Below are 23691 nucleotides of genomic sequence, written 5' to 3' on the forward strand. Positions count from 1 at the left end.
CTTCGATTTGAACGCGGATTTGTTTCACACGTGCTTCGATGTCGCCAGCAGCGCCAGCACCGTCGATGATGATGGTGTTTTCTTTGCCCACTTCGATGCGCTTGGCAGAACCCAGATCAGCCAGAGTCACTTTTTCCAGAGTCAGGCCCACTTCTTCAGCGATGACCTTGCCGCCGGTCAGGATGGCGATGTCTTCCAGCATGGCCTTGCGACGGTCGCCGAAACCAGGGGCCTTGACAGCCACGACCTTCAGGATGCCGCGGATGGTGTTGACCACCAGGGTCGCCAGGGCTTCGCCATCGACGTCTTCAGCGATGATCAGCAGAGGACGACCAGCCTTGGCAACTTGCTCCAGGGTAGGCAGCAGGTCGCGGATGTTGCTGATCTTCTTGTCGAACAGCAGCACGAAGGGGTTGTCCAGAATCGCAGCTTGCTTTTCAGGATTGTTGATGAAGTAGGGCGACAGGTAGCCGCGGTCGAACTGCATGCCTTCGACGACGTCCAGCTCGTTGTTCAGGCTCTTGCCGTCTTCAACAGTGATCACGCCTTCCTTGCCGACCTTGTCCATGGCTTCAGCGATGATGCCGCCGACGTCAGCGTCAGAGTTGGCAGAGATGGAGCCGACTTGAGCGATTTCCTTGGATGTGGTGGTGGCCTTCGAAGCCTTCTTCAGCTCGACAACCAGAGCGGCCACAGCACGGTCGATGCCGCGCTTGAGGTCCATCGGGTTCATGCCGGCGGCCACGTACTTCATGCCTTCGCGCACGATGGCTTGAGCCAGCACGGTGGCGGTGGTGGTGCCGTCACCAGCGTTGTCAGACGTCTTGGAAGCGACTTCCTTGACCATCTGAGCGCCCATGTTCATGAGCTTGTCTTTGAGTTCGATTTCCTTGGCCACGGACACACCGTCCTTGGTCACGGTGGGGGCGCCGAACGAGCGCTCCAGAACCACGTTGCGACCCTTGGGGCCCAGGGTGGTCTTGACGGCGTTAGCCAGAATGTTCACGCCTTCAACCATGCGTGCGCGGGCTTCGCCGCCGAACACGACGTCTTTTGCTGCCATGTGTATTCTCCGAAATCAGTAGAAAGGGGTAGTGCCTGAGTGCGGCTTGATTACTTGGTGACCACAGCGAAGAGGTCTTCTTCGCGCATGACCAGCAGCTCTTCGCCATCAACCTTCACGGTCTGGCCGGAGTACTTGCCGAACAGCACACGGTCACCCACAGCCACGTTCAGGGCAACGAATTCACCCTTGTCATTGCGCTTACCAGGACCGACAGCCAGCACTTCACCTTGGTCAGGCTTCTCGGTGGCGTTGTCAGGGATGATGATGCCCAGGGCGGTCTTGGTTTCGTTTTCCAGGCGCTTGACGATCACGCGATCGTGCAGAGGACGCAGTTTCATGACTTCTCCTGTCTCTTGAGACATCGGTTGGAACAATGGACTCAACGAGAGTGACAACTCACGTTGAAATAGCTGAATATGGGGCGGATCGAGTCATCGACCCAACCGTTAGCACTCACACTCAGCGAGTGCTAACAGATTATATGGACGGTCAGCGACATTTCAAGAGGGCCCCACAATGGCCTTTTTCACAAACCTCACCCATATTTCAGGACATGACACAGGTTTGCTACGTCACCGCCCCGTGTGATCTGGGCACGGTGCTGGTCGCCGCTCAGGGCGACGCCGTGTGTGCGATTTGGTTGGGCGACAATGCCGAGGACCTGATCACCGCACTGATCGCTGTCCGGTCAGACGCCACGCCCGCGAGTGCACAGCACGAGGTGCAGCGCCATCTGGCCGCTGTGATGCGACACCTGGCGCAGCCAGCCGACACCCCTCTGCCGACCCTGAAGTTGGTCGAACATGGCACGGCCTTTCAACAGCAGGTCTGGGCGGCCTTGCAGCAGATCCCTGCTGGCCAGGTCATCAGTTATTCAGAGTTGGCACGCCGAGTCCATCGGCCCCGCGCAGTCCGAGCGGTCGCCGGCGCCTGTGCGGCCAACACCTGCGCCATGGTCATCCCCTGCCACCGCGTGGTGCGACAAGACGGCAGCTTGTCAGGCTACAGGTGGGGAGAAGCGCGCAAACGCGAACTTCTCCGCCGCGAAGGTCACAACATCAGAACTTGTAGCTGACACCCAAACTGATTTGGGGCAGAACCGTCACCTTGCCCACGCCGTCGCGCAGTTGGCTGACTTCCTTGTCGATGTCGGCTTGCGTGATGGCGCCACCTGACTTGGCAATCAGGTTGGTCTGGTAGTCGAGTGTGGCCTTGCCAACCGACACGCCCAGGTCTGCCACAAAGCCCCAGCCCTTTTCACTGGCCTGATGCCCCCAACCAATGCCGACATAAGGCATCACGGCTGGCATTTTCACCTGCACATTCAGGTACTCGGAACCATCTGGGGTGTAAGACTGATCCCCGATGGCCACACTACGGCCATTGACCAAGTTGGAATTCAACTTCAACTCAGCCTTGTTCAGCGTCAGGCCGCCCGTCAGACGGAATCCCCCACTGAAAGGGAAATAGTCGGCAAACAGCCCCACACGGTGCAAATTCAGGTCGCCCTTGTAGTCGATCCCCTCCTCCATCCCGTCCTTGCTGAACGAGCCGCTGGTCCCGAAGTCAGCGCGCAAACCCAGTTGCTGATTGACACTGTGTGCGTAACCCACTTGCACGATGGGAAAGCCCAGGGCCACATAAGCTTCACCCGCCTGGGCCAGTGGTGCCCCCATCAACAGCGCAATCGAAGCAGTCAAAACAGAGCGTTTGATCATAGGAATCCTCACAACGTTGAGGCGCTCAATGTATCAACCGCCATTCCCTGGTCAAGCCGACTGCCGTACCCACTGATGGGGGAGGCACTCATGCCGAGGCTTCGTTGGCCAAATTGACAGCCTGTTCAACCACCTCGCGCGTCAGCGGCGGCGCAAACGTTTCGATGAAGCCGTAGGCATAGCCACGCAAGAAGGCCCCACGCCGGAAAGCCAGCCGAGTCATGTTGACCGCAAACAGATGCCCCGCATCGATCGCACGCAAGTTACGGTCCCGATCAGCATCAAACGCAATCGAAGCCACCACCCCCACACCCATTCCTAACTCAACATAGGTCTTGATCACGTCGGCGTCCATCGCGGACAGCACGATGCTGGGCTTGATGCCTTCTTTGGCAAAGGCCTCGTCGATGTGTGAGCGCCCTGTGAAGCCCCCTTCATACGTGACCATGGGATAACGCGCCAGACGTGCCAAGGTCAGCGGTTCACCATCCAGCAAGGGATGATCGGGCGGCACCACGACGCAGTGGGTCCAGCTGTAGCAGGGCAGCGTGACCAGCTGCTCGTACTGATCCAAGGCCTCGGTCGCAATGCCGATGTCCGCTTCGCCGTTGATGAGCATTTGCGCCACCTGACGCGGTGAGCCTTGATGCAGGCTCAAGGTCACCTGCGGGTAGAGCTGTCGGAAATCCTTCACCGCCCCAGGCAGGGCGTAGCGGGCCTGAGAGTGGGTCGCGGCCAAAGACAGCGGGCCCACATCATGCGAAGAACAGTCGCGCGCCGCTTGGCGCAGGTTTTCAGCCTCACGCAACAGCCGCTCGATAACCGGCAGCAATTGCTGGCCTGGCGGGGTCATGCCCGTCAAGCGCTTGCCCACCCGCTGAAACAACTCCACACCCAGCTCGTCTTCCAGCTCTCGAATCTGGCGACTGACCCCCGGCTGCGAGGTATGCAAGGCATTGGCCACTTCGGTGAGGTTGAACCCACGCCGAACGGCCTCGCGGACCGATCGCAATTGTTGGAAGTTCATGCAGCCCCCTGCTGTGACACGGGCGCTTCAAAGTGCCGCACCCGACGCGGCTTGAGGTGCGCCACCTCGCCTGCACGCAACACGCCACTGTCGCGTAGCGCCGCAAATTCGTCACGCGTCAGCTCCACCTCGATCTCGCCCTGACCATCACCGCGCTGGAACGCCAGGCGCGTGTTGGGACCCACGGTCAGAGTGTCGATCAAGGTCGCAGACAAACTACCCTCTTCTGCGCGGGCCAGCACCTGAATTTCATGCGGACGCACATAGCTCACCGCTGGCACCTCGCCCACATCGCCAGGCGCGTGATCCCGACCATGGAACAGGTTCACATCGCCCAGGAACTGCAAGACAAACGGTGTGGCGGGATGGTCATACACCTCGTCCGGGGCACCAACCTGTTCGATGCGACCGTGGTTCATCACCACGATGCGATCCGCCACTTCCATGGCCTCTTCCTGGTCGTGTGTCACGAACACACTGGTGATGTGCATCTCGTCATGCAGCCGGCGCAACCAGCGGCGCAACTCCTTGCGAACCTTGGCATCCAGCGCACCAAAGGGCTCATCCAGCAACAGCACCTTGGGCTCCACCGCCAGCGCGCGGGCCAGCGCAATGCGCTGACGCTGACCACCCGAGAGTTGGTGCGGATAACGATCTGCAATCCAGTCGAGCTGCACCAGTTTGAGCAAGTCCGTCACCTTCTTGCGGATGGCTTCTTCTGACGGACGGGTGACCTTGGGACGCACACGCAAACCAAAGGCCACGTTTTCGAAGATGGTCATGTGGCCGAACAGCGCGTAATGCTGGAACACAAACCCGACATTGCGCTCGCGCACGGCCACATGGGTGGTGTCTTCACCGTTGAACAGCACCACGCCGCTGTCGGGCGTTTCCAGGCCTGCGATGATGCGCAGCAAGGATGTCTTGCCTGAGCCAGACGGGCCCAGCAAAGCCACCAGTTCACCCGACGGAATGTGCAGATTCAGGTTGTCGCACACCACGGTTTGGCCGAAACGTTTGGCCAGATTCTTGACTTCAATGCTCATGCTGCCGCTCCAGCTGATTTGGCCTGGGTGATTTGTTGATGCACCCGGCGTTCAACGATGTATTTGAGAACCAATGTGACCAGCGCCAGACTCGCCAACAGCGAGGCCACGGCAAACGCCGCCGCAAACTGGTACTCGTTGTAGAGAATTTCAATGTGCAAGGGCAGCGTGTTGGTCTGGCCGCGAATGTGCCCCGACACCACCGACACGGCGCCGAACTCGCCCATTGCACGGGCGTTGCACAGGATCACGCCGTACAGCAGACCCCACTTGACGTTGGGCAGCGTGACCTTCCAGAAGGTCTGCCAGCCCGAAGCCCCCAACACTCGCGCCGCCTCCTCCTGCTCCTGACCTTGCGCCTGCATCAGCGGAATCAACTCACGCGCCACAAACGGGAAGGTCACGAAGATGGTGGCCAACACGATGCCAGGCACCGCGAAGATGACTTTGAGGTCATGCGCCTGCAACCACTCGCCGAACCACCCCTGCAAGCCGAATACCAGCACGTAGATCAGCCCCGCCACCACAGGCGACACCGAAAACGGCAGGTCAATCAAGGTGAGCAGCACGCTCTTGCCGCGGAAATCGAATTTCGCGATGGCCCATGCGGCCGACACCCCGAAAACCAGATTCATGGGGACTGCAATCACTGCCGCGATCAAGGTCAACTTCATGGCATCGATCGCATCGGGTTCGGTCACGGCCGCGACATAGACCTCCCACCCCTTTTTGAAGGCTTCAAAGAAGACCGAGATCAGCGGCACGAACAAAAAGAGCGACAAAAACAGCAAGGCCACTGCAATCAGCACACGCCGCACCCACGCGGGCTCGGTCGTTGCTCCGGCCACAGACACTGCACTCATGGCAACTCCCTCTTACTTGCCCTGGCGCTTGCGCGTCCAGGCCTGCAAGCCATTGATGGCCAGCAGCAAAATGAATGACATCACCAGCATCACCACGGCAATGGCGGTCGCCCCGGCGTAGTCGTACTGCTCCAGCTTCGTGATGATCAGCAAGGGCGTGATCTCCGAAATCATCGGCATGTTGCCGGCAATGAAAATGATGGATCCGTATTCACCCAGTGCCCGCGCAAAGGCCAGCGCGAACCCGGTCAGCAGGGCCGGCGTCACGATGGGCAATACCACTTTGGTGAAGCTTTGCCAACGCGAAGCGCCCAAGGTCGCTGCAGCCTCTTCCAGTTCGGCAGACAGGTCTTCCAGGATGGGCTGCACCGTGCGCACCACAAAGGGCAAGCCAATGAACGTCATGGCCACAAACACCCCGGCAGGCGTGAATGCCACCTTCACCCCCACAGCCTCCAGCCACTGGCCAATCCAGCCATTGCTGGAATACAGCCCCGTCAAGGTGATACCCGCCACCGCAGTCGGCAGGGCAAAAGGCAAATCCACCAAGGCATCGACGAGTCGGCGACCGACAAACTGATACCGGACCAGTACCCACGCCACCAACAGCCCAAAAAAAGCGTTGATCGCGGCAGCCAGCAAGGACGAGCCAAACGTCAATTTGTAAGACGCGACCACCCGCGGCGAGGTCACCACCTCCACGAATTCTGGCCATGTCAAGGATGTGCTGCGCAAGAACGTCGCACTCAAGGGAATCAACACGATCAGGCACAGGTAGAGCAAGGTCAGCCCCAGCGCCAGATCAAAGCCGGGCAGCACCGTGTGCCGCCGCAGCAGGGTTTTCGAAAAAATCATCTCAACTCACTCTCGAACCGGGTGGGGTTACTGGCGACGACCGCTTGCCGTGATCTGGTCGTAGATGCCGCCGTCTTTGAAGTGATCGTTCTGCGCCTTCTTCCAGCCGCCAAACACTTCATCCACGGTGAAGGTCGGCACACTGATAAAAGCCGACTTGAACTGCGCCAGCACTTGTGGCGAACGGGGGCGCAGGTGGCTTTTGGCCGCGATCAACTGCCCTTCGTCCGACCAGAGGTACTTCAGATAGGCCTCGGCCTGCTTGCGCGACCCCTTTTTGTCGACCACCTTGTCCACCACGCTGACGGGGTTCTCGGCCAGGATGGTCACCTTGGGGTAGACCACCTGATAGTCACCGTTGAACTCGTTTTGGATGAGTGGCACTTCGCTTTCGAAGGTCACCAGGGCATCGCCGATGTTGCGCTGTGCAAAGGTGGTGGTGGCTGCACGCCCGCCGCCATCAAAAACAGGTACGTTGGCAAACAACTTTTCCACCAGCGTGCGGGCTTGGGTCGCATTGCCCCCCGATTTGATGACCGAACCCCAGGCTGCCAGGTAGGTATAGCGCCCGTTGCCAGAGGTCTTGGGGTTGGGGATCACGACGGACACACCCGGTTTGGCCAGATCGGTCCAGTCCTTGATGCCCTTGGGGTTGCCCTTGCGCACCAGGATGACGGTGACCGAAGTGGTCGGCGAACTGTTGTTGGGCAAGCGCTTGGCCCAGTCTGCGGGCACCAATCCACCGCGCTCGGCCAGGATGTCGATGTCATTGGCCTGGTTCATGGTGATCACGTCGGCAGCCAGGCCGGCAACCACACTGCCCGCTTGCTTGCTGGAGCCGCCATGCGACTGGTTGATGGTGACCGTCTCGCCGGTTGTCTGCTTCCAATACTTGGCAAACGCGACGTTGTAGGTTTTGTAGAACTCACGGGTCACGTCATAGCTGACATTGAGCAGGGTGGTGTCAGCGTGCGCCACCGATACCAGGCCCGAAGCCATGACCGCCGCAACACTCAATTGACGCAAGGTGTTCTTCCAAGAAATGAGCATGACAGACCTCTTCTCTAATGCAATGAACGCATGTTAGAGAGCCCCCCTCATCTGAAGAACAACTTATTTGTCACTTGCATATGCAGAAAACAAAAAAGGGCGACGCCGGATAGGCGCCGCCCTCAAAGATGCCCTCTCGCTCAAAGCGCCGGCACCACCCCACCTTTTCTAGAGAACCCCCTTGGAAACCATGACAGCGTTATGCATCTGCAATGAATGAACTGTAAACAGCACTCATCTCCAAGCAAACGAAGCAATTCGTCCAACCTTATGAGGTCCCCAACTGATGGGGCAGCACTCAACGGCTGCTCATCACCTTGGTCAACTGCCCCTGCGTCTGGACCATGCCGCTGCCAGGAACCACTTCGCCAGCGCGGTCTTGAATGGCATCCCACTGCGCCACCACTTGTTCGGCGGCATCAGCCCCCGGCTGGATCACCACGCCATCGGTCAAGGTGACATGCGCTGCTCCAAAGGCGCCCGCGCCCGCGCACAGGATGGCGCGCGTCGGCGCGTCTTCCACCACCAGCGCCAACAAACCTGGGGTGACGCTCTCAGGCGTCAGCAGATTGAGCAAATCGGCTGGCAGGAGGTCTTCGGTCATGCGTGTGGCCGCCGTCGGCGCCAGGCAATTCACGCGAATGTTGTTCTTCTCGCCTTCCAGAGACAAGGTCTGCATCAGTCCCACCACGGCCATCTTGGCGGCCCCGTAATTGGACTGACCAAAATTGCCATACAGACCTGACGACGAGGTGGTGAACACGATGCGGCCATAGCCTTGCTCACGCATGATGTCCCACACGGCCTTGGTGGTGTAGACGCTGCCCATCAGGTGCACGTCCACCACCAGGCGGAAGTCGTCGAGTGACATCTTCGAGAAGCTCTTGTCGCGCAGGATCCCTGCGTTGTTGACCAGGATGTCGATGCGCCCCCACTCGGCCATCACCTGTTCGACCATGGCCTGCACACCCGCCGGATCCGTGACGGAGCAACCATTGGCCATGGCCACGCCACCCGCCGCACGGATTTCAGCCACCACCGCATCGGCTGCCGCACAGCTGCCACCACTGCCGTCACGGCTGCCGCCCAGATCGTTGACCACCACCTTGGCGCCACGCGCCGCCAAAGCCAAGGCATGGCTGCGGCCCAAGCCGCCACCTGCGCCCGTCACGATGGCCACGCGGCCGTCAAATCGCAAGTCACCGTGAGAAGAAGTCGATGCAGTCATGGATTGAATCTCGATACAGCAATTGAAACGAAGGCCACATCATCGCTCATCCACATGGTGCCAACGACGAGCTCTGTGCGAATCATCACAAGCGACTCGGGTTACTCCACTTGCCTGGCGATCGGGATGCAAGTCAAGATCCCATGCAACAGGAGTCGCATCATGGCCACCTCCGCCTTTGACCTGTTCAAGATCGGCATCGGTCCTTCGAGCTCGCACACGGTGGGCCCCATGCGGGCTGCCAAGCTCTTTGGTCAGCAACTTCAGGCGAGCGGACAACTGACGTCTTGCGCGCATGTGCAATGTGATCTGCTGGGCTCCTTGGGTGCCACCGGACTCGGGCATGGCAGCGGCCGGGCGGTGGTGCTGGGCCTGATGGGGCACGCCCCCGACTCGGTGCCACTGGACCTCATCCCGGGCTGGATGGAGGCCGTGGCACGCCGAGGGCGCCTGTCCCTGATGGGGCAACACGACATCCGGTTTGACCTCCCCTGCGACCTTCGTTTCCGTCCCGCAGAACGTCTGCCTTTTCACCCCAATGCCCTGCGTCTGACGGCTTTCGATGCCCAGAAACACGACTTGCTGCAACGCACCTATTACTCGGTGGGTGGCGGTTTTGTGATCAGCGATGACGCTGCATCGGATGTTCAGGCCTTGCACCAAATCGCCACGCGCGCCGACGAATTACCGCTGGCATTCCACAGCGCCAAGACCTTGCTGACGCTGACAGGCGAACATCAACTGAGCATCGCAGACCTGATGCGCCGTAACGAACAGCACTGGCGAAGCGATGCGGACGTGCGTACCGGGCTGCAAGCCATCTGGTCAGCCATGCAAGCGTGTGTCGAACGTGGCCTGCATGAAGAAGGCACGCTCCCGGGCGGCCTAAAGGTGCGTCGCCGCGCGCCCACGCTGTATCAAACACTGAGCCATCGCCCACTCGACGAAGACCCCCTTCTCGTGATGGACTGGGTCAACCTGTACGCCTTGTCTGTGAATGAAGAAAATGCTGCCGGCAGCCGCGTGGTCACGGCACCCACCAATGGCGCCGCCGGCATCATTCCGGCAGTCTTGCATTACTACCGTCGATTTGTACCGGGGGCCACTGATGCCGGCGTGGAGGATTTCCTGTTGACGGCTGCGGCCATCGGTCTGCTCTACAAAGAAAACGCATCCATCTCGGGCGCCGAAGTGGGTTGCCAGGGCGAGGTGGGCGTAGCCTGTTCCATGGCGGCGGCAGGCTTGTGTGCGGTCTTGGGTGGCTCTCCGGCCCAGATTGAAAACGCCGCAGAAATCGGCATGGAGCACCATCTGGGCTTGACTTGCGACCCGGTGGCAGGACTGGTGCAAATCCCCTGCATTGAGCGCAACGCCCTGGCCGCCGTCAAAGCCATCAATGCTGCCCGCCTGGCCCTGCATGGCGATGGCCGCCATCGTGTGAGCCTGGATCAGGTCATCCTGACCATGAAGCAAACGGGCGCCGACATGCAGTCCCGCTACAAAGAGACCGCGCAAGGCGGCCTGGCGCTGACGGTCAACATCGTGGCCTGCTGATGCGCCACCGCGTCGATCAGCGACGCACGATGGCGGCGAGGGTGCGGCCAATCAACTGAATGTCGAGCCACACCGACGCACGGTCCACATAGGCTGCAGCCAGCGCCAGCTTGTGCGGCAGCACTTCGTGGATGTAAGCGTGTTCCGGGTCGGCTGCGCGTCCCAGTATGGTGCTCTCGTCACGGTATTCAATCGACGCGATGTCGGTGATCCCCGGGCGAACCGACAGAATCTTGTCGCGCAACTCGGCTGGGTAGTGCGCGACATAGCGAGGCACCTCGGGACGAGGCCCCACGAGGCTCATCGTGCCCTGCCAGACATCGAGCAACTGCGGCAACTCGTCAAGCTTGGACGCCCGCAAAAAAAGCCCCACACGGGTGATGCGGCGGTCTGCACCCACCGTGATTTGCAAGCCCGTTCCCGCAGGCTCATGCCGCATGGTGCGGAACTTGTGGATGCGGAACAGGTGGCCAAATCGACCCACGCGCTCTTGCCTGAAAAACACGGGACCAGGTGAATCCAGCTTCACGGCCAGCGCGATGAGCAGCAGGATGGGGCCCAGCACCAGCAGGCCCAGCGAGGCCATCACCCAGTCAAACAGCCGCTTGCTCATCGACCCAACGCCTTGCGCACCGAGGCGATCACACGCTCGACGTCTGCATCGGTCATGCGGGTGTACAGCGGCAGGGTGACCATCTGCTCATAGGCCTTCTGGCTGTGCGGGAACGCCTCGGGCTTCAAGTCGTAGCGCTCTTTCCAGTACGGGTGCAGATGCAGCGGGATGTAGTGCACGCTCACGCCGATGCCATCGGCAAACAGGCTTTCGATGAGCTGATCGCGCTGAACAGGCGCATCGTCGGCCAGGCGCACCACATACAGGTGCCACGAATGCAGATCACCCGCATGCACGGGGCGGGGTGGCACGATCAGCGGCAAGTCGGCCAGTGCCTCATCGTAGCGTGCCGCAATCTGCTCCCGGCGCACCTGAAACCCCGGCAGACGCTTGAGTTGATGCAGCCCCATGGCGGCCGCAATGTCCGTCAGGTTGTACTTGAAGCCCGGGGCCACGATTTCGTAGTACCAACTGGGCACCTTGGCGGTAAATCGGTCGAAGGCATCGCGGTTGATGCCATGCAGGCGCATCACTTTGGCACGTGCAGCCAATTGGGCATCGCGCGTCACCAGCATGCCGCCTTCGCCCGTGGTCATGGTCTTGTTGGCATAGAAGCTGAACACCACGGCGTCGCTTTGCAGCGTGCCGATGCGCGCGCCACGCCAGGTGGTGGGCAGGGCATGGGCTGCGTCTTCCACCACTTTCAGGCCATGCTTGCGGGCAATCGCCATGATGGCATCCATGTCGACCGACAGGCCGGCGTAGTGCACCGGCATCAGCGCCTTGGTCCGCGGGGTGATGGCCGCTTCAATGGCCACCGGATCAATGTTCAGCGTCGCCGGGTCAATGTCCACCAGTTTGACGTCGGCACCGAGGTAGCGCACCACTTCGGCCGTGGCCGTAAAGGTGTGCGTGGTCGTGATGACCTCGTCTCCGGGGCCGATGCCCAGGGCTTCCAGCGCCAGATGCAGGCCAGCGGTGGCCGAATTGACGGCGATGGCCTGCAAGCTGGCGTCGCACAGGTAGTCCACAAACGCTTGCTCGAACTGGCGCGCCTTGGGACCGGTGGTCACCCAGCCGGAGCGCAGGGTGTCGACCACTTCGGCGATTTCTTCCTCGCCAATTTCAGGCAAGGCAAACGGCAGGAAGGGTTGAGAAGAAGAACTCATGACAAACTCGATCAGGTTGAAGCTCAGCGTGTGAGCCGACCAAATGCAGGATCAGGGCGACGGCGTACCACGGCATCCCACCAGCCTCGCAAGGAGCCCAGGCCGTAGCCAAAGTGATAAGCCGCGATGACATCTGGCAGGTGCTTGAGCAACTCACGCCCCTGCGCTTGGGCGATCTGCCAACTGATGGCATAGACCGCCACGCCATACGCCACCGACAACAAAACGGCCCCCAAGGCCGTGCCAGTGGTCAGCCAGATCAGCCCCATCAGCCAAGCCTCGTTGAGTGGCGCGCACTTCACCAGCAACGCGCCCACAAAGGTGGTGAGCACCAGCACGATCAAGCCAGCGACAAACAGCCCCGGAATCAGGTGACGGACGGCAGCCGCCTGACCATGCTTGGTCATGACAAAAGGCTTCCAGTACCCGTACTGACGGTACTGACGGAACACGTCGGCCTTGCTCGCACGTGGGAAATAGGTCGAACGGATGCTGGACGACTGCCAGATGCGCCCGCCGCCCTTGTGGATGCGCAGGTTGTGCTCGTCATCCTGATTGCGCACCAGCTGCTCGTCGAACCCACCAAAGCGTTCGAAGGTGGTGCGCGGCCAGGCCCCCAGGTACACGGTGTCCACGTCGCCGTTGTAGTTCAGATCGCGCGACAAAGCGCCCCCTGCCACCAGCCGGGACTGAAAGGCCGCGGCAATCGCCCGCTGCACCACGCCACGCGCCCCTTCGGTGCCTTGCGCTCGCCAGGGGCCACCCACGTTGTCCGCCCCCGTGGTCTGCCAGGTCGCCAGGCACTGCGCCACATAATCTTCGGCATAGACCGTGTGCACGTCCAGGCGCACGATGAACGCGCCTTGCGACTGCTCGATGCACCGGTTCAAACCACAGGACACGATGCGCCCCGGGTTGTCGATCATGTGGAATCGCGCATCCTGCGCACACCAGTCGGCTAGGCGCTCGCGGGTGCCATCGTCGCTCATGCCATCGGCAATCCACACCTCCAGCGTCCAGCCGTCCGGAATGGACTGGGCTGCCACGCTGGCACAGAAATCGGTGATGTAGTCGCGCTCGTTGCGGCACGGCACGATCACGGACACGATCCGGGAAGAGGCTTGATCGCTCACGAACGCTCCTGAGGACGCGGTCGCGTCAGACGGTACGTGGTCGGGTGCAGCAGTCGCTGATACAGGCGCCACATGGCGTCCATTTGCCCGCGACGCGAGGCATCACGTTCGATGCGGGCACGGTTGTACTGTCCCATTTGCGCCGTTTGCTGCGGATGGTCATGGGCCTGCAGCAAGGCGTCGGCCAAAGCATCGACATCCCGAATCGGCACGATCCAGCCGCCCTGCTCGTCAATCCACTGGCGGTTGGCGGGCAAGTCTGAGCCGATGATGGGCAAGGCACACGACATGGACTCCAGCACCGACACCGAGGTCGCATCGCTGGTGGGCACGGACACCGACACGCGGCTGCGCTGGATGGCAGCCACCATCTCCGCATCGCCCACGCGTCCATGGAACTGAACCAGATCCTGCAAACCCAACGATTTGACACGCTGGCTCAACTCGTCCCGCAACAAACCGCCACCCAGCAGATGCAAGCGCATCGGGCTGTCAGGGCGCTGCGCCACCACCCGTGCAAACGCTTCGATGATGACGTCGATGTTGTAGTTGGCCTCCCAGGAACGCAGGCTGATGACCTCGAAGCCTTCCGCCGGCTCGCCCGGCACGAACTTGTCCGTGTCAGCGCCCCACAAAATCTGATGACAAGGGCCGGAGGGATGGAAGCGAGCGATCTCTTCGATCATGTCCATCGAGTCGGCCGTCACCAGATCGGCATGGTGCATGGACCACGCCACCACCATGCGCATGAAACGACTTTCACGCGGGGTCACGAGCACATCGCTGCCCCAGGCGGTCAGCACGCGGGGCACGTTCAAACCGCACGCTGCTGCCCACAAACCATAGGACGTCACATAGTGGCCATGTACCAGGGTGGGCCGGAAACGAGCCGCCACCTCTTTGACCACCTTGCGCACGCGGGGCAAGGCCGTGAACCAACTCAACTTGTCGCTGCCCGGGGCGATGGCAATCACCTCATCGGCACCTGGCACCTCGGCGGCCTGGCGCGTGATGACCACGGCCCGTGCGCCTCGCTCCACCATCGCCGCCACCCAGCGACGGGTGTGCACACTGGCTGCGTCCGCAAAAAACAGGATGCGTACACCCTCGGCATCTGGACGATTCATGCTCGTTCCTGTCCTTCCGTTGAAACGTTTGCGGGCGCTGCAGGCATGCCCTGCAAGGCCCGGCGCAAGTTGTCTTGCCCGGCCCACTGTGCATACAGGCTGTGCAGTTCTGGGTACCGTTGAAGCAAGGCGCGATCCACCGACCGGCTGTCCCCCAGCACCACGGCAGGCTGGCCTGGCGCCTGAGGCCCGACGATGGCAAAGTCCGGCACTTCGCCCGACACAAAGCTGTACCCCTGAACGATCACGCCTTTGCCGATCTGCGCCCCAGGTGCAATCACACTGTGAGGACCGATGAAGCCGTACGCGCCAATGCGCGTGGCGCGGCGCACATACCCCACCGGGTCGGCCTCGTTCACGTAACGGCGACCCATCACCCGAACGGACTTGTGACTGGAGTGGCTGAGGACCGACACGTAATTGGTCACCTGCACACCCTCTTCGATCAGCAAACCGTTGGAGCCATCGATGCGGTTGAAGTGCCCGATGAACACATGGTCCTGCAAAACCAGCTTGCCGGATCCTTCGATGCTGGTGTGCGTGCTCACCCGGGTATGCGGACACCACGAGCCGTCGGCATTACGCCAGCCATACGCCACGCGCGGGCCGGTGAAAACGGCCAGCAAACGCACGATGGGATGCTTGAGTCGCTGAATCAGGGCCGACATGGGTCAACAATGGGTGAAAGGGCATGCAGAAGGGTGCTCATATTGTCCCCCATACGTCGCCATGCATTGACCATCAAGACAGACGGGTCAGAGAAGGCTGCCACAGGGCGCGGACGGGTAACCCGGCATGTTTCAGGAACACGCCATACGCCGCCACGATGGCCACGATGTACCCCAGACTGGACGCCACACCCGCCCCCACCGCACCATAAGCCGGCACCAGGAACCAGCCCAGACCGAAACTCACGGTCAGAGACAATCCGGCAATGCTGCCCGACAACTGCGGGCGCCCCAGGTGATTGGTATAAAACGCCGACAAACTGGACGCGGCAGCATAGGCCGCCACGCCGGGCAACAAGGCCGCCAGGGGCAGCAGGGAGGCGGCATAGGCCTCCCCCATCACCCAAGGCAAGCCCCACCAGGCCAACCCCAACAACACCGGGGCGGCCGCCAGCGTGGCCAGCACATTGATGCGTACCGCCTGCACCGTCATGGCAGCCGCCACTGCCACATCAGGGTGACCAATGCGCGCGTAAGCCGACACCGTCACCGACGACGACAGCAGCCACAGCAACTCGGCCACGGTCACTGCCACCGAATACGTGCCCACCACACTCAACCCGTGGAAACGCTCCACAAGAAACAGTGAAGCCCGGTAGTTCAGCAAGCTCACCACATTGGTCACACCAATCGTGAGCACAAACGGCCACTGCTGCCACCACACGGCCTGCGGCGCCATGAACGAGGTCAGACGTGAACTCTGCAAGGCATCGGCCTGGGCGCCATCACGCTGATCAGCGTCACGCATGGCGCGAATGGCCGTCACCACTGCTACCAGGGACTTGCCACTGACCCAGGCGATCAACACCAGCACCACGGCGGGGGTGCTGCGTGTTCCGCCATGCGTCAACCAGGAGGCTCCCAGCAAACCCAGCAACACCGATGCTGGGGCAGCCACCTGCGCCAGATTGATGGGCCACATGCGGCCCTCGCCCAGCCACAGGCCCGTGGCCGTGGGCACCAACAACAAGAAGGGGGCCGCCAGCGCCAGCAACCACAATTGCGAATAGGGCATGGCGTCGGCCCACCAGGACACAGCCAACAAAACGGCCGAGGCCAACAGCCCCAGGAACACCGCTGCCCGCAACACGCCCTGCAACATGGGCAAGGTCCGAATGGCCGAATCGGGCGCCTGCTGCGACACTTGTCGCGCCAGCCACAGCCCCAACCCCGAAAACAGCGTCAACAAAGCCGACTCCACGGCCACGAACAAAGCGAACGCCCCCTGAACCTTGGGGCCCTGACGCGCCACCAGCACGGTAATGGCCAAGCCAAGCCCCACGATCAGCAGTTTGGCGACCAGATTCCCCAGCGCGGCACGCGGAATCGCCTGCCAGATCCGCTGCCAAACAGGCACGGAAACCGACATTTGCGCCGACGACGAAGCAGAAGAAGCGGAATCTTGAGCAGACATGGTGTCATTGTCGCGCACGGTTTCATACAATTGAGGGTTTGGCCGACTTCACTTTTGCCGCCACCATGACCACGCCCCATCTTCACCCCACGCACGACACGGCTCCTGAACTCCAGTTCGACACCAACAAACTGGTGGCAGAACGTCGCGAGAAACTGGCCGCCATCCGTGCCCAAGGCGTGGCATTCCCCAACGATTTCAAGCCCGCCGACCGCGCCGGCGCGCTGCACGCGGCCCACGACGGCACCGACGCCGCCGAGCTGGAAGCCCAAGGCATCCAGGTCAGCGTGGGTGGTCGCCTGATGCTCAAGCGCGTCATGGGCAAGGCCTGCTTCGGCACCCTGCAGGACGCCACCGGTCGCATCCAGGTCTACGTGACCCTGGACGCCGTGGGCGCCGACACCCTGGCCGCCTTCAAGCACTGGGACCTGGGTGACATCCTGGGCGCCGAAGGCACCCTGTTCAAGACCAAGACCGGTGAACTGTCGATCAAGGTCAGCATGATCCGCCTGCTGACCAAGGCCCTGCGCCCACTGCCCGACAAGTTCCACGGCATGACCGACCAGGAACAGAAGTACCGACAGCGCTACGTCGACCTGATCGTGGACGAAGAGTCGCGCGCGCGCTTCATTGCTCGCTCGAAGGCCATTGCCTCCATCCGCGCCTTCATGGTCGACAACAGCTTCCTGGAAGTCGAAACGCCCATGATGCATCCCATCCCCGGTGGTGCCAACGCCAAGCCCTTCATCACCCACCACAACGCGCTGGACCAGGAAATGTTCCTGCGCATCGCCCCTGAGCTCTACCTCAAGCGTCTGGTCGTGGGCGGCTTCGAGCGCGTGTTCGAGATCAACCGCAACTTCCGCAACGAAGGCGTGTCGGTCCGTCACAACCCCGAATTCACGATGATGGAGTTCTACGCTGCCTGGTGGAACCACCACGACCTGATGGACTTCACCGAAGCCATCCTGCGTCACGCGGCCATCGCCGCCGTGGGCACCGCCAAGGTCACGTATGGCGGCAAGGAAGTCGATCTGGAATCGCCGTTCGCCCGCATGACGGTGCGCCAATCGCTGATCGAGATTGCCGGTCTGAGCGAAGCCGAGGCTGACAGCGCCGAATTCCTGCACACAAAACTCAAGCAGCTCGGCGATGAACCCCCTGCCCGCTGGAATCTGGCCGAATTGCAATTCGGCATGTTCGAAGCTGCAGTGGAAGAAAAGCTGTGGCAACCGACCTTCATCATCGACTACCCCGTCGAGGTGTCCCCCCTGGCCCGCGCCTCGGACACCAACCCCAGCATCACCGAGCGTTTCGAGCTGTTCATCACCGGTCGCGAATACGGCAACGGCTTCTCCGAGCTGAATGACCCCGAAGAACAAGCCGCACGCTTCGCTGCCCAGGCTTCGGCCAAGGACGCTGGTGACGAAGAAGCCATGTACTTCGACGCCGATTACATCCGCGCGCTGGAATACGGCCTGCCCCCCACCGGCGGCTGCGGCATCGGTATCGACCGTCTGATGATGCTGTTGACCGACGCCCCCAACATCCGCGACGTGATCCTGTTCCCGGCCCTGCGCCGCGAAGTCTGATCCTGCAAACTGCGGCAAAACCTTGCAAGGGACCTTCGGGTCCCTTTTCTTTTAGGATGACGCCTCACGATTGACACCCTCCGTCACGCATGAGCCTCCCCTCCTCTTCATCCGCCCCGACCGGCCCGATCGAAACACGCCATGGCGCCTGCAACCTGTGCGAAGCCATTTGCGGGCTGACGTTTCAGGTGCAGAACGAGCGCATCGTTTCAGTCAAGGGCAACGAGGCCGACCCGCTGTCCCGAGGACACATTTGCCCCAAGGCCGTGGCCCTCAAGGATCTTCATGAAGACCCGGATCGGTTGCGACAGCCCGTGAGGCGTGTCGGCGATCGCTGGGAGCCCATCTCTTGGGACCAGGCGTTTGACCTGGTGGTGGACGGACTGGTCAAAGTGCGTGAGCAACACGGCACCCAGGCCGTTGCGGTGTACCAGGGCAACCCCAGCATCCACAACTGGGGCAATGTGACCCATGGCCACCTGTTTTTCAGCCAACTGAGGACCCGCGCGCGCTTCTCGGCAACCTCTGTGGACCAACTTCCGCACCACTTGGCTGCCTACTGGTTGTATGGGCATCAATTCATGTTGCCCATCCCTGACATTGACCGCACCCAGTACATGATCATGCTGGGGGCCAATCCCATGGCGTCCAATGGCAGCCTGATGACCGCGCCCGATATGCGCGGGCGCCTCAAAGCCCTGCGCGAGCGAGGCGGCAAACTGGTGGTCCTTGACCCCCGTGAGACGGAGACCACCGCGCTGTCCGACGAGCACCTGGCCATCGTGCCCGGCAGCGATGCCGCCTGGCTACTGTCCGTGATTCACACCCTGTTTGACGAGGCACTGGTCAAGCCGGATGCATGGTCCGAACTGATCCAGGGGCTGGATGCACTTCGCGCAGCCGTACAGCCCTTCAGTCCCGAGGCAACAGCCGCATACACGGGGGTGGAGGCAGCCATCACACGACGACTGACCCGTGAGTTTGCACACACCTCCGCTGCCGTGATGTACGGCCGCATGGGGGTCTCGACACAAGCACACGGCGCCCTGTGCCAATGGGCCATCCAGGTGATCAACCTGCTGACCGGCAATGTCGACCGTGTGGGCGGTGCCCTCCTCACCACGCCTGCCCTCAACCTGATTTCCGCGGGGCTGATGGGCAAGGGGCACTACGACGTCTGGCGCAGTCGCGTTCGGGGTGCTCCTGAATTTGCTGGCGAGCTGCCCGTGTCCGTGATGGCTGAAGAAATGCTGACCCCCGGCAAAGGCCAGATCCGAGCGCTGGTAACTTCCTGCGGCAACCCTGTCCTGTCCACGCCAAATGGCACGCAACTCGACCGCGCCCTGGAAGGACTGGACTTCATGGTGTCGATGGATTTCTACATCAACGAAACCTCCCGCCACGCCGACGTGATCCTGCCCCCGACCTGCTTTGTGGAACACGATCATTACGATCTGGTCTTCCTGCATCTGGCGGTTCGCAATACCGCCCGCTATTCCGATGCCATCGTGCCAGCGGCCCCTGATGCGCGCCATGATTGGCAAATCTACAGCGAGCTGGCGCAGCGCTACGCACGCCGAGCATGGTCATTGGAGCGCAGCTCCGCCTGGCAGCGCATACAAGGACTGGCCACGCGCGCGCTGATGGCCAAGCTCTCTCCCCGGCGCGTTCTGGCACTGGGGCTGAGGCGTCATCAAGCACCGGTGCGGATGGCCGATTTGCTTGCGCATCCCGAGGGCATCGATCTTGGTCCACTCCAGCCATCGCTGGTGGCCACCCTTCGTCGCAAACGCAAAACCGTGTCACTGTTACCCGACGCCGTCGCCCGCGAGCTCCCCTTGGTCACTGCAGAATTCCTGTCCACCGCATGCAGCGACACACTGCGACTGATTGGCCGCCGAGATGTGCGAACCAACAATTCGTGGATGCACAACAGCGAACGACTGGTGTCGGGCAAGAACCGATGCGTACTGTGGATGCACCCGCACGACGCCCAGGCCCGTCAATTGCAAGACGGCCAGAGCGTGGCCGTGAGCTCACGCGTGGGACGTATCATCGTGCCTTTGCACGTGACGCCCAAGATTCGCACCGGTGTCGTCAGCCTGCCGCACGGGTGGGGCCACAACCGAGCGGGCGTGCAACTGAAAGTTGCACAAGCACATGCGGGTGTCAGCATCAATGATCTGACCGATGACCGCGCCATCGATCGTCTCAGTGGCAACGCCGCCTTCAGCGCCGTGCCTGTCGAAGTCTCCCCTGCCTGACGATGTCCACTCACATCACCCTCGAAATCGCAGCCACGGCCGCACGCCTCGTCGTGGAAGAGGGGCTGGAATACGGCCCAGCCAAGCGACGAGCCGTCAAACAACTGGGGCTCAACGGTCGCGCCGAACTGCCCGATAACCAGCAGGTCGAAGATGCGGTCATCGAGTACCTCTCTGTGTTTTGCGCCGACACGCAGCCTCAGGAATTGGCCGCCTTGCGCGAGACGGCCGCCCTCTGGATGGGCCGCCTGTCCGAATTCCGCCCGCACCTCACGGGTGCCGTCTGGCGCGGCACGGCCACCCGACTCAACGACATCCACCTGCAACTCTATTGCGATGACAGCAAGTCCGCCGAGATCGCCTTGCTGGACAAGGGTGTGGACTACGATGTGGGCAGTGCGCCGGGCCCGCGTGGCCACAGCGTCGACCGCTTGAGCCTGACGGTTCAATGCCCCGGCCTGCAAGAAGCGGTGGGCCTGCACCTGACCATTCTGGATGCAGACGACCTCCGCGGCGCCCTCAAACCCGACGCCAAAGGCAAGACGGAGCGCGGCGACCTGTCCGCGCTGCAGCGCATGATGGCCGAACCCAACCCCACCTGACCATGTCACCAACTCCCGAGCAAACCACGCCATCCCCCACCCGACGCAGACTGATCGGCGCGGCTGCCGCCAGCGTGGCGGCCACAGCAGGGGCCCTGGCCTGGCTGAATCGCACTCCCCCCAGCAGCACGCCCATCGCGCCCAGCAAGCCCGCCGGAGAACCCGCTCCCGCCGACCTGTGGTCGCAGCAATTTGATACGCCGACAGGTGGCACCCTCAAATTGGCGGACTACCGTGGGCACCCCCTGGTCCTGAATTTCTGGGCAACCTGGTGTCCGCCCTGCGTCAAAGAGTTGCCAGAACTGAACCACTTTCACGAGGCGTTCCACGCCAAAGGCTGGCGTGTCGTGGGGCTGGCCATCGATGGTCCGACACCCGTACGTGATTTTTTGGCCAAAGTCGGAGTAGGATTCGACATCGGCTTGGCTGGCTTTGGTGGCACGGAACTGTCCCAAAAACTCGGCAACGTCGCCGGTGGGCTGCCTTTTTCCGTCATCCTGGATGCACAAGGCCAGATTCGCCACCGCATCACCGGCGCCACCAGTTATGACGCCTTGAGTGCACAAGCAGCGCTCATCGACGCGCAAGCGCCCCGCTGAAGCGAGTACCGCATCAGCGCCCACCCCAAAGTCAAGAATTGCCGGATTTCAGCCATTTGCGGCTAAAATGCGCCTACTTTGATTTTCTTGGCCGAAAACCCATGATCGTTGCAGAAGTAATGCAAGGGTTTACGCCAAAGACACATGAAGATTCTTGTCCTCCATGGCCCCAATCTGAACCTGCTGGGCACGCGTGAACCGCAGGTCTACGGCGCCACCACCCTGGAGCAGATCAATGCTGGGCTGGTTGACGCAGCCGCCGCTCGCGGCGTCAGTCTGTCTGCCTTTCAAAGCAACCATGAAGGGATGCTGATCGACCGCGTGCACGAAGCCCGCACCGATGGGACCGCCTTCATCATCATCAATCCGGGCGCTTTCACGCACACCAGCGTGGCCCTGCGTGATGCACTGGCCGGCGTGGCCATTCCATTCATCGAAGTGCATCTTTCAAACGTTCACCGACGCGAGCCGTTCCGTCACCACTCCTATTTCTCTGATCTCGCTGAAGGCGTGATCGTGGGCTTGGGTGCGGCTGGCTATCGTCATGCCCTGGATGCCGCCCTGGACCGACTGGGCGCACCTGTTCGCGGCTGAGTCGCCCCACCCGGACGCCATCAACCGCGATACCCACGAGCGTGACCCGCTCGCTAGTTTTTGCTGGAGTTAGTACACCATGGACCTGCGTAAACTGAAGACCCTGATCGACCTCGTCTCCGAGTCCAACGTCTCTGAACTGGAGATCACCGAGGCCGACGGCAAAGTCCGCATCGTCAAGGCTGGCGCCGCCCCCGTGGTCATGACCATGCCGGTCGCCCAGCACGCCGCCGCACCGGTGGCCGCTGCCCCCGCTCCTGTGGCCGCAGCACCTGCAGCCGAAGCCGCGCCCGCCGCCGAACTGGCCGGTCACGTGGTCAAGTCGCCCATGGTGGGCACCTTCTACCGTGCGTCCAGCCCTGGCGCCAAGGCCTTCGCCGATGTCGGCGATGTGGTCAAGGCCGGCCAACCTGTGTGCATCATCGAAGCCATGAAGATCATGAACGAGATCGAAGCCGACAAGGATGGCACCATCACCAAGATCCTGGTCGACAACGGTCAGCCCGTCGAATACGGTCAGCCCCTGTTCATCATTGAATAAGGCGGGGACTTCGCCATGTTCAAGAAAATTCTGATCGCCAACCGCGGCGAGATCGCGCTGCGCATTCAGCGCGCCTGCCGCGAAATGGGCATCCAGTCCGTCGTTGTCTACTCCGAAGCCGACCGCGACGCCAAGTACGTCAAGCTGGCCGACGAAGCCGTGTGCATTGGCCCGGCGCCGTCTGCGCAGAGCTATCTGCACATGCCAGCCATCATCTCGGCCGCCGAAGTGACCGACGCCGAAGCCATTCACCCTGGCTATGGCTTCCTGTCCGAGAACGCCGACTTCGCCGAGCGCGTCGAGCAATCCGGCTTCACCTTCATTGGCCCGACCCCCGAGTCCATCCGCATCATGGGTGACAAGGTCTCGGCCAAGCAAGCCATGATCAAGTCGGGCGTGCCTTGCGTGCCCGGTTCGGAAGGCGCCTTGCCTGACGACCCCAAGGAAATCATCAAGATTGCCCGCCAGGTCGGCTACCCGGTGATCATCAAGGCCGCAGGTGGTGGTGGTGGTCGCGGCATGCGCGTGGTGCACACCGAAGCCGCCCTGCTGCACGCCGTGCAGACCACGCAGAACGAAGCGGGTGCTGCCTTCGGCAACCCGCAGGTGTACATGGAGAAATTCCTGGAGCACCCCCGTCACATCGAAATTCAGGTGCTGGCCGACCAGCACAAGAACGCCGTGTGGCTGGGCGAGCGCGACTGCTCCATGCAGCGTCGCCACCAGAAGATCATCGAAGAAGCACCAGCGCCCGGCATCAACCGTCGTCTGATCGAAAAGGTGGGCGACCGCTGTGCCGCGGCGTGCAAGAAGATCGGCTACCGTGGTGCGGGCACCTTCGAATTCCTGTACGAAAACGGCGAGTTCTACTTCATTGAAATGAACACCCGCGTGCAGGTGGAGCACCC

Annotated in this window: 24 protein-coding genes; 9 read left to right on the plus strand and 15 right to left on the minus strand. The window is 61.7% G+C overall.

The annotated features are described in order from the left end of the window. The coding region (gene groEL / locus ACOYNB_RS13265; protein WP_422839494.1) for a chaperonin GroEL at positions 1-1063 on the minus strand (1063 nt) is incomplete at its 3' end. A gap of 50 nt (positions 1064-1113) precedes the next feature. Further along, positions 1114-1404 (minus strand): co-chaperone GroES, encoded by a 291-nt coding sequence (locus ACOYNB_RS13270; RefSeq protein ID WP_374256895.1) that lies wholly within the window; start codon positions 1402-1404, stop codon positions 1114-1116. A 215-nt stretch (positions 1405-1619) separates the two neighbouring features. Between ACOYNB_RS13270 and ACOYNB_RS13275 the strand changes: the two genes are divergently transcribed. After that, complete coding sequence (locus ACOYNB_RS13275) at positions 1620-2141, plus strand: methylated-DNA--[protein]-cysteine S-methyltransferase (protein WP_422839495.1); 522 nt, start codon at positions 1620-1622, stop codon at positions 2139-2141. On the opposite strand, the gene ACOYNB_RS13280 is transcribed toward ACOYNB_RS13275, so the two are convergent. The 7 genes from ACOYNB_RS13280 to ACOYNB_RS13310 form a co-directional block, all read right to left on the minus strand. Continuing rightward, on the minus strand, positions 2125-2784 hold the full coding sequence (locus ACOYNB_RS13280) for a hypothetical protein (RefSeq protein ID WP_422839496.1): 660 nt from the start codon (positions 2782-2784) through the stop codon (positions 2125-2127). The two genes, ACOYNB_RS13275 and ACOYNB_RS13280, sit on opposite strands and share 17 nt — an antisense overlap. Positions 2785-2872: 88 nt before the next feature. Further along, the gene (locus ACOYNB_RS13285) at positions 2873-3811 is read right to left on the minus strand and encodes a CysB family HTH-type transcriptional regulator (RefSeq protein WP_422839497.1); all 939 of its coding nucleotides are present in this window, start codon (positions 3809-3811) and stop codon (positions 2873-2875) included. Further along, positions 3808-4857: a sulfate/molybdate ABC transporter ATP-binding protein gene (locus ACOYNB_RS13290; RefSeq protein ID WP_422839498.1), complete on the minus strand. Its 1050-nt coding sequence runs from the start codon at positions 4855-4857 to the stop codon at positions 3808-3810. Before ACOYNB_RS13290 ends, ACOYNB_RS13285 begins: the two co-directional genes overlap by 4 nt. After that, on the minus strand, positions 4854-5720 hold the full coding sequence (gene cysW / locus ACOYNB_RS13295) for a sulfate ABC transporter permease subunit CysW (RefSeq protein WP_422839499.1): 867 nt from the start codon (positions 5718-5720) through the stop codon (positions 4854-4856). The genes ACOYNB_RS13290 and cysW overlap by 4 nt, the downstream gene beginning before the upstream one ends. A gap of 12 nt (positions 5721-5732) precedes the next feature. Continuing rightward, the gene (cysT, locus tag ACOYNB_RS13300; RefSeq protein ID WP_422839500.1) at positions 5733-6575 is read right to left on the minus strand and encodes a sulfate ABC transporter permease subunit CysT; all 843 of its coding nucleotides are present in this window, start codon (positions 6573-6575) and stop codon (positions 5733-5735) included. A gap of 27 nt (positions 6576-6602) precedes the next feature. Then, positions 6603-7625 (minus strand): sulfate ABC transporter substrate-binding protein, encoded by a 1023-nt coding sequence (locus tag ACOYNB_RS13305; protein ID WP_422839501.1) that lies wholly within the window; start codon positions 7623-7625, stop codon positions 6603-6605. Positions 7626-7923: 298 nt separating this feature from the next. Further along, positions 7924-8853, minus strand: a complete 930-nt coding sequence (locus tag ACOYNB_RS13310; RefSeq protein WP_422839502.1) for an SDR family NAD(P)-dependent oxidoreductase — start codon at positions 8851-8853, stop codon at positions 7924-7926. A gap of 162 nt (positions 8854-9015) precedes the next feature. On the opposite strand from ACOYNB_RS13310, the gene ACOYNB_RS13315 reads away from it, so the two are divergent. Further along, positions 9016-10407 carry an L-serine ammonia-lyase gene (locus tag ACOYNB_RS13315; protein WP_422839503.1) on the plus strand — a complete coding sequence of 464 codons (1392 nt, stop codon included), beginning with the start codon at positions 9016-9018 and terminating at the stop codon, positions 10405-10407. 16 nt (positions 10408-10423) lie between these two features. Here ACOYNB_RS13315 and ACOYNB_RS13320 read toward each other — a convergent pair whose 3' ends face one another. The 6 genes from ACOYNB_RS13320 to ACOYNB_RS13345 all read right to left on the minus strand — a co-directional run bounded on the left by ACOYNB_RS13320 (position 10424) and on the right by ACOYNB_RS13345 (position 16591). Continuing rightward, positions 10424-11020 carry a sugar transferase gene (locus ACOYNB_RS13320; RefSeq protein ID WP_422839504.1) on the minus strand — a complete coding sequence of 199 codons (597 nt, stop codon included), beginning with the start codon at positions 11018-11020 and terminating at the stop codon, positions 10424-10426. Continuing rightward, positions 11017-12189 (minus strand): DegT/DnrJ/EryC1/StrS family aminotransferase, encoded by a 1173-nt coding sequence (locus ACOYNB_RS13325; RefSeq protein WP_422839505.1) that lies wholly within the window; start codon positions 12187-12189, stop codon positions 11017-11019. The genes ACOYNB_RS13320 and ACOYNB_RS13325 overlap by 4 nt, the downstream gene beginning before the upstream one ends. Before the next feature lie 23 nt (positions 12190-12212). Next, positions 12213-13322 (minus strand): glycosyltransferase family 2 protein, encoded by a 1110-nt coding sequence (locus tag ACOYNB_RS13330; protein ID WP_422839506.1) that lies wholly within the window; start codon positions 13320-13322, stop codon positions 12213-12215. Further along, entirely contained in the window at positions 13319-14449 is a 1131-nt protein-coding gene (locus ACOYNB_RS13335; RefSeq protein WP_422839507.1) for a glycosyltransferase, read from the minus strand. The genes ACOYNB_RS13330 and ACOYNB_RS13335 overlap by 4 nt, the downstream gene beginning before the upstream one ends. Further along, positions 14446-15117, minus strand: a complete 672-nt coding sequence (locus tag ACOYNB_RS13340; protein ID WP_422839508.1) for an acyltransferase — start codon at positions 15115-15117, stop codon at positions 14446-14448. The genes ACOYNB_RS13335 and ACOYNB_RS13340 overlap by 4 nt, the downstream gene beginning before the upstream one ends. 73 nt (positions 15118-15190) lie before the next feature. Beyond that, positions 15191-16591, minus strand: a complete 1401-nt coding sequence (locus ACOYNB_RS13345) for a lipopolysaccharide biosynthesis protein (protein WP_422839509.1) — start codon at positions 16589-16591, stop codon at positions 15191-15193. Positions 16592-16656: 65 nt separating this feature from the next. Between ACOYNB_RS13345 and lysS the strand changes: the two genes are divergently transcribed. From lysS to ACOYNB_RS13380, 7 genes are all read left to right on the plus strand, one after another. Then, positions 16657-18183: a lysine--tRNA ligase gene (gene lysS, locus ACOYNB_RS13350; protein WP_422839516.1), complete on the plus strand. Its 1527-nt coding sequence runs from the start codon at positions 16657-16659 to the stop codon at positions 18181-18183. A gap of 89 nt (positions 18184-18272) precedes the next feature. Next, positions 18273-20447, plus strand: a complete 2175-nt coding sequence (locus tag ACOYNB_RS13355) for a molybdopterin-dependent oxidoreductase (RefSeq protein ID WP_422839510.1) — start codon at positions 18273-18275, stop codon at positions 20445-20447. 2 nt (positions 20448-20449) lie between these two features. Next, positions 20450-21049, plus strand: a complete 600-nt coding sequence (locus tag ACOYNB_RS13360) for a hypothetical protein (RefSeq protein WP_422839511.1) — start codon at positions 20450-20452, stop codon at positions 21047-21049. Between the two features lie 2 nt (positions 21050-21051). Further along, the gene (locus tag ACOYNB_RS13365; protein WP_422839512.1) at positions 21052-21648 is read left to right on the plus strand and encodes a TlpA family protein disulfide reductase; all 597 of its coding nucleotides are present in this window, start codon (positions 21052-21054) and stop codon (positions 21646-21648) included. A 144-nt stretch (positions 21649-21792) separates the two neighbouring features. Beyond that, a complete protein-coding gene (aroQ, locus tag ACOYNB_RS13370; protein ID WP_422839513.1) occupies positions 21793-22242 on the plus strand; it encodes a type II 3-dehydroquinate dehydratase in 450 nt (149 codons plus the stop codon). A gap of 79 nt (positions 22243-22321) precedes the next feature. Then, positions 22322-22783, plus strand: a complete 462-nt coding sequence (gene accB, locus ACOYNB_RS13375) for an acetyl-CoA carboxylase biotin carboxyl carrier protein (protein ID WP_422839514.1) — start codon at positions 22322-22324, stop codon at positions 22781-22783. A 15-nt stretch (positions 22784-22798) separates the two neighbouring features. Then, the coding region (locus ACOYNB_RS13380) for a biotin carboxylase N-terminal domain-containing protein (RefSeq protein ID WP_422839515.1) at positions 22799-23691 on the plus strand (893 nt) is incomplete at its 3' end.

It is taken from the genome of Aquabacterium sp. (assembly GCF_049317225.1).
Taxonomy (GTDB): Bacteria; Pseudomonadota; Gammaproteobacteria; order Burkholderiales; family Burkholderiaceae_C; genus Aquabacterium.

Coding starts and splice junctions, on each gene's coding strand:
- ACOYNB_RS13270 (WP_374256895.1), bottom strand. CDS start 1,404: ATGAAACTGCGTCCTCTGCACGATCGCGTGATCGTCAAGCGCCTGGAA.
- ACOYNB_RS13275 (WP_422839495.1), top strand. CDS start 1,620: ATGACACAGGTTTGCTACGTCACCGCCCCGTGTGATCTGGGCACGGTG.
- ACOYNB_RS13280 (WP_422839496.1), bottom strand. CDS start 2,784: ATGATCAAACGCTCTGTTTTGACTGCTTCGATTGCGCTGTTGATGGGG.
- ACOYNB_RS13285 (WP_422839497.1), bottom strand. CDS start 3,811: ATGAACTTCCAACAATTGCGATCGGTCCGCGAGGCCGTTCGGCGTGGG.
- ACOYNB_RS13290 (WP_422839498.1), bottom strand. CDS start 4,857: ATGAGCATTGAAGTCAAGAATCTGGCCAAACGTTTCGGCCAAACCGTG.
- cysW (WP_422839499.1), bottom strand. CDS start 5,720: ATGAGTGCAGTGTCTGTGGCCGGAGCAACGACCGAGCCCGCGTGGGTG.
- cysT (WP_422839500.1), bottom strand. CDS start 6,575: ATGATTTTTTCGAAAACCCTGCTGCGGCGGCACACGGTGCTGCCCGGC.
- ACOYNB_RS13305 (WP_422839501.1), bottom strand. CDS start 7,625: ATGCTCATTTCTTGGAAGAACACCTTGCGTCAATTGAGTGTTGCGGCG.
- ACOYNB_RS13310 (WP_422839502.1), bottom strand. CDS start 8,853: ATGACTGCATCGACTTCTTCTCACGGTGACTTGCGATTTGACGGCCGC.
- ACOYNB_RS13315 (WP_422839503.1), top strand. CDS start 9,016: ATGGCCACCTCCGCCTTTGACCTGTTCAAGATCGGCATCGGTCCTTCG.
- ACOYNB_RS13320 (WP_422839504.1), bottom strand. CDS start 11,020: ATGAGCAAGCGGCTGTTTGACTGGGTGATGGCCTCGCTGGGCCTGCTG.
- ACOYNB_RS13325 (WP_422839505.1), bottom strand. CDS start 12,189: ATGAGTTCTTCTTCTCAACCCTTCCTGCCGTTTGCCTTGCCTGAAATT.
- ACOYNB_RS13335 (WP_422839507.1), bottom strand. CDS start 14,449: ATGAATCGTCCAGATGCCGAGGGTGTACGCATCCTGTTTTTTGCGGAC.
- ACOYNB_RS13340 (WP_422839508.1), bottom strand. CDS start 15,117: ATGTCGGCCCTGATTCAGCGACTCAAGCATCCCATCGTGCGTTTGCTG.
- ACOYNB_RS13345 (WP_422839509.1), bottom strand. CDS start 16,591: ATGTCTGCTCAAGATTCCGCTTCTTCTGCTTCGTCGTCGGCGCAAATG.
- lysS (WP_422839516.1), top strand. CDS start 16,657: ATGACCACGCCCCATCTTCACCCCACGCACGACACGGCTCCTGAACTC.
- ACOYNB_RS13355 (WP_422839510.1), top strand. CDS start 18,273: ATGAGCCTCCCCTCCTCTTCATCCGCCCCGACCGGCCCGATCGAAACA.
- ACOYNB_RS13360 (WP_422839511.1), top strand. CDS start 20,450: ATGTCCACTCACATCACCCTCGAAATCGCAGCCACGGCCGCACGCCTC.
- ACOYNB_RS13365 (WP_422839512.1), top strand. CDS start 21,052: ATGTCACCAACTCCCGAGCAAACCACGCCATCCCCCACCCGACGCAGA.
- aroQ (WP_422839513.1), top strand. CDS start 21,793: ATGAAGATTCTTGTCCTCCATGGCCCCAATCTGAACCTGCTGGGCACG.
- accB (WP_422839514.1), top strand. CDS start 22,322: ATGGACCTGCGTAAACTGAAGACCCTGATCGACCTCGTCTCCGAGTCC.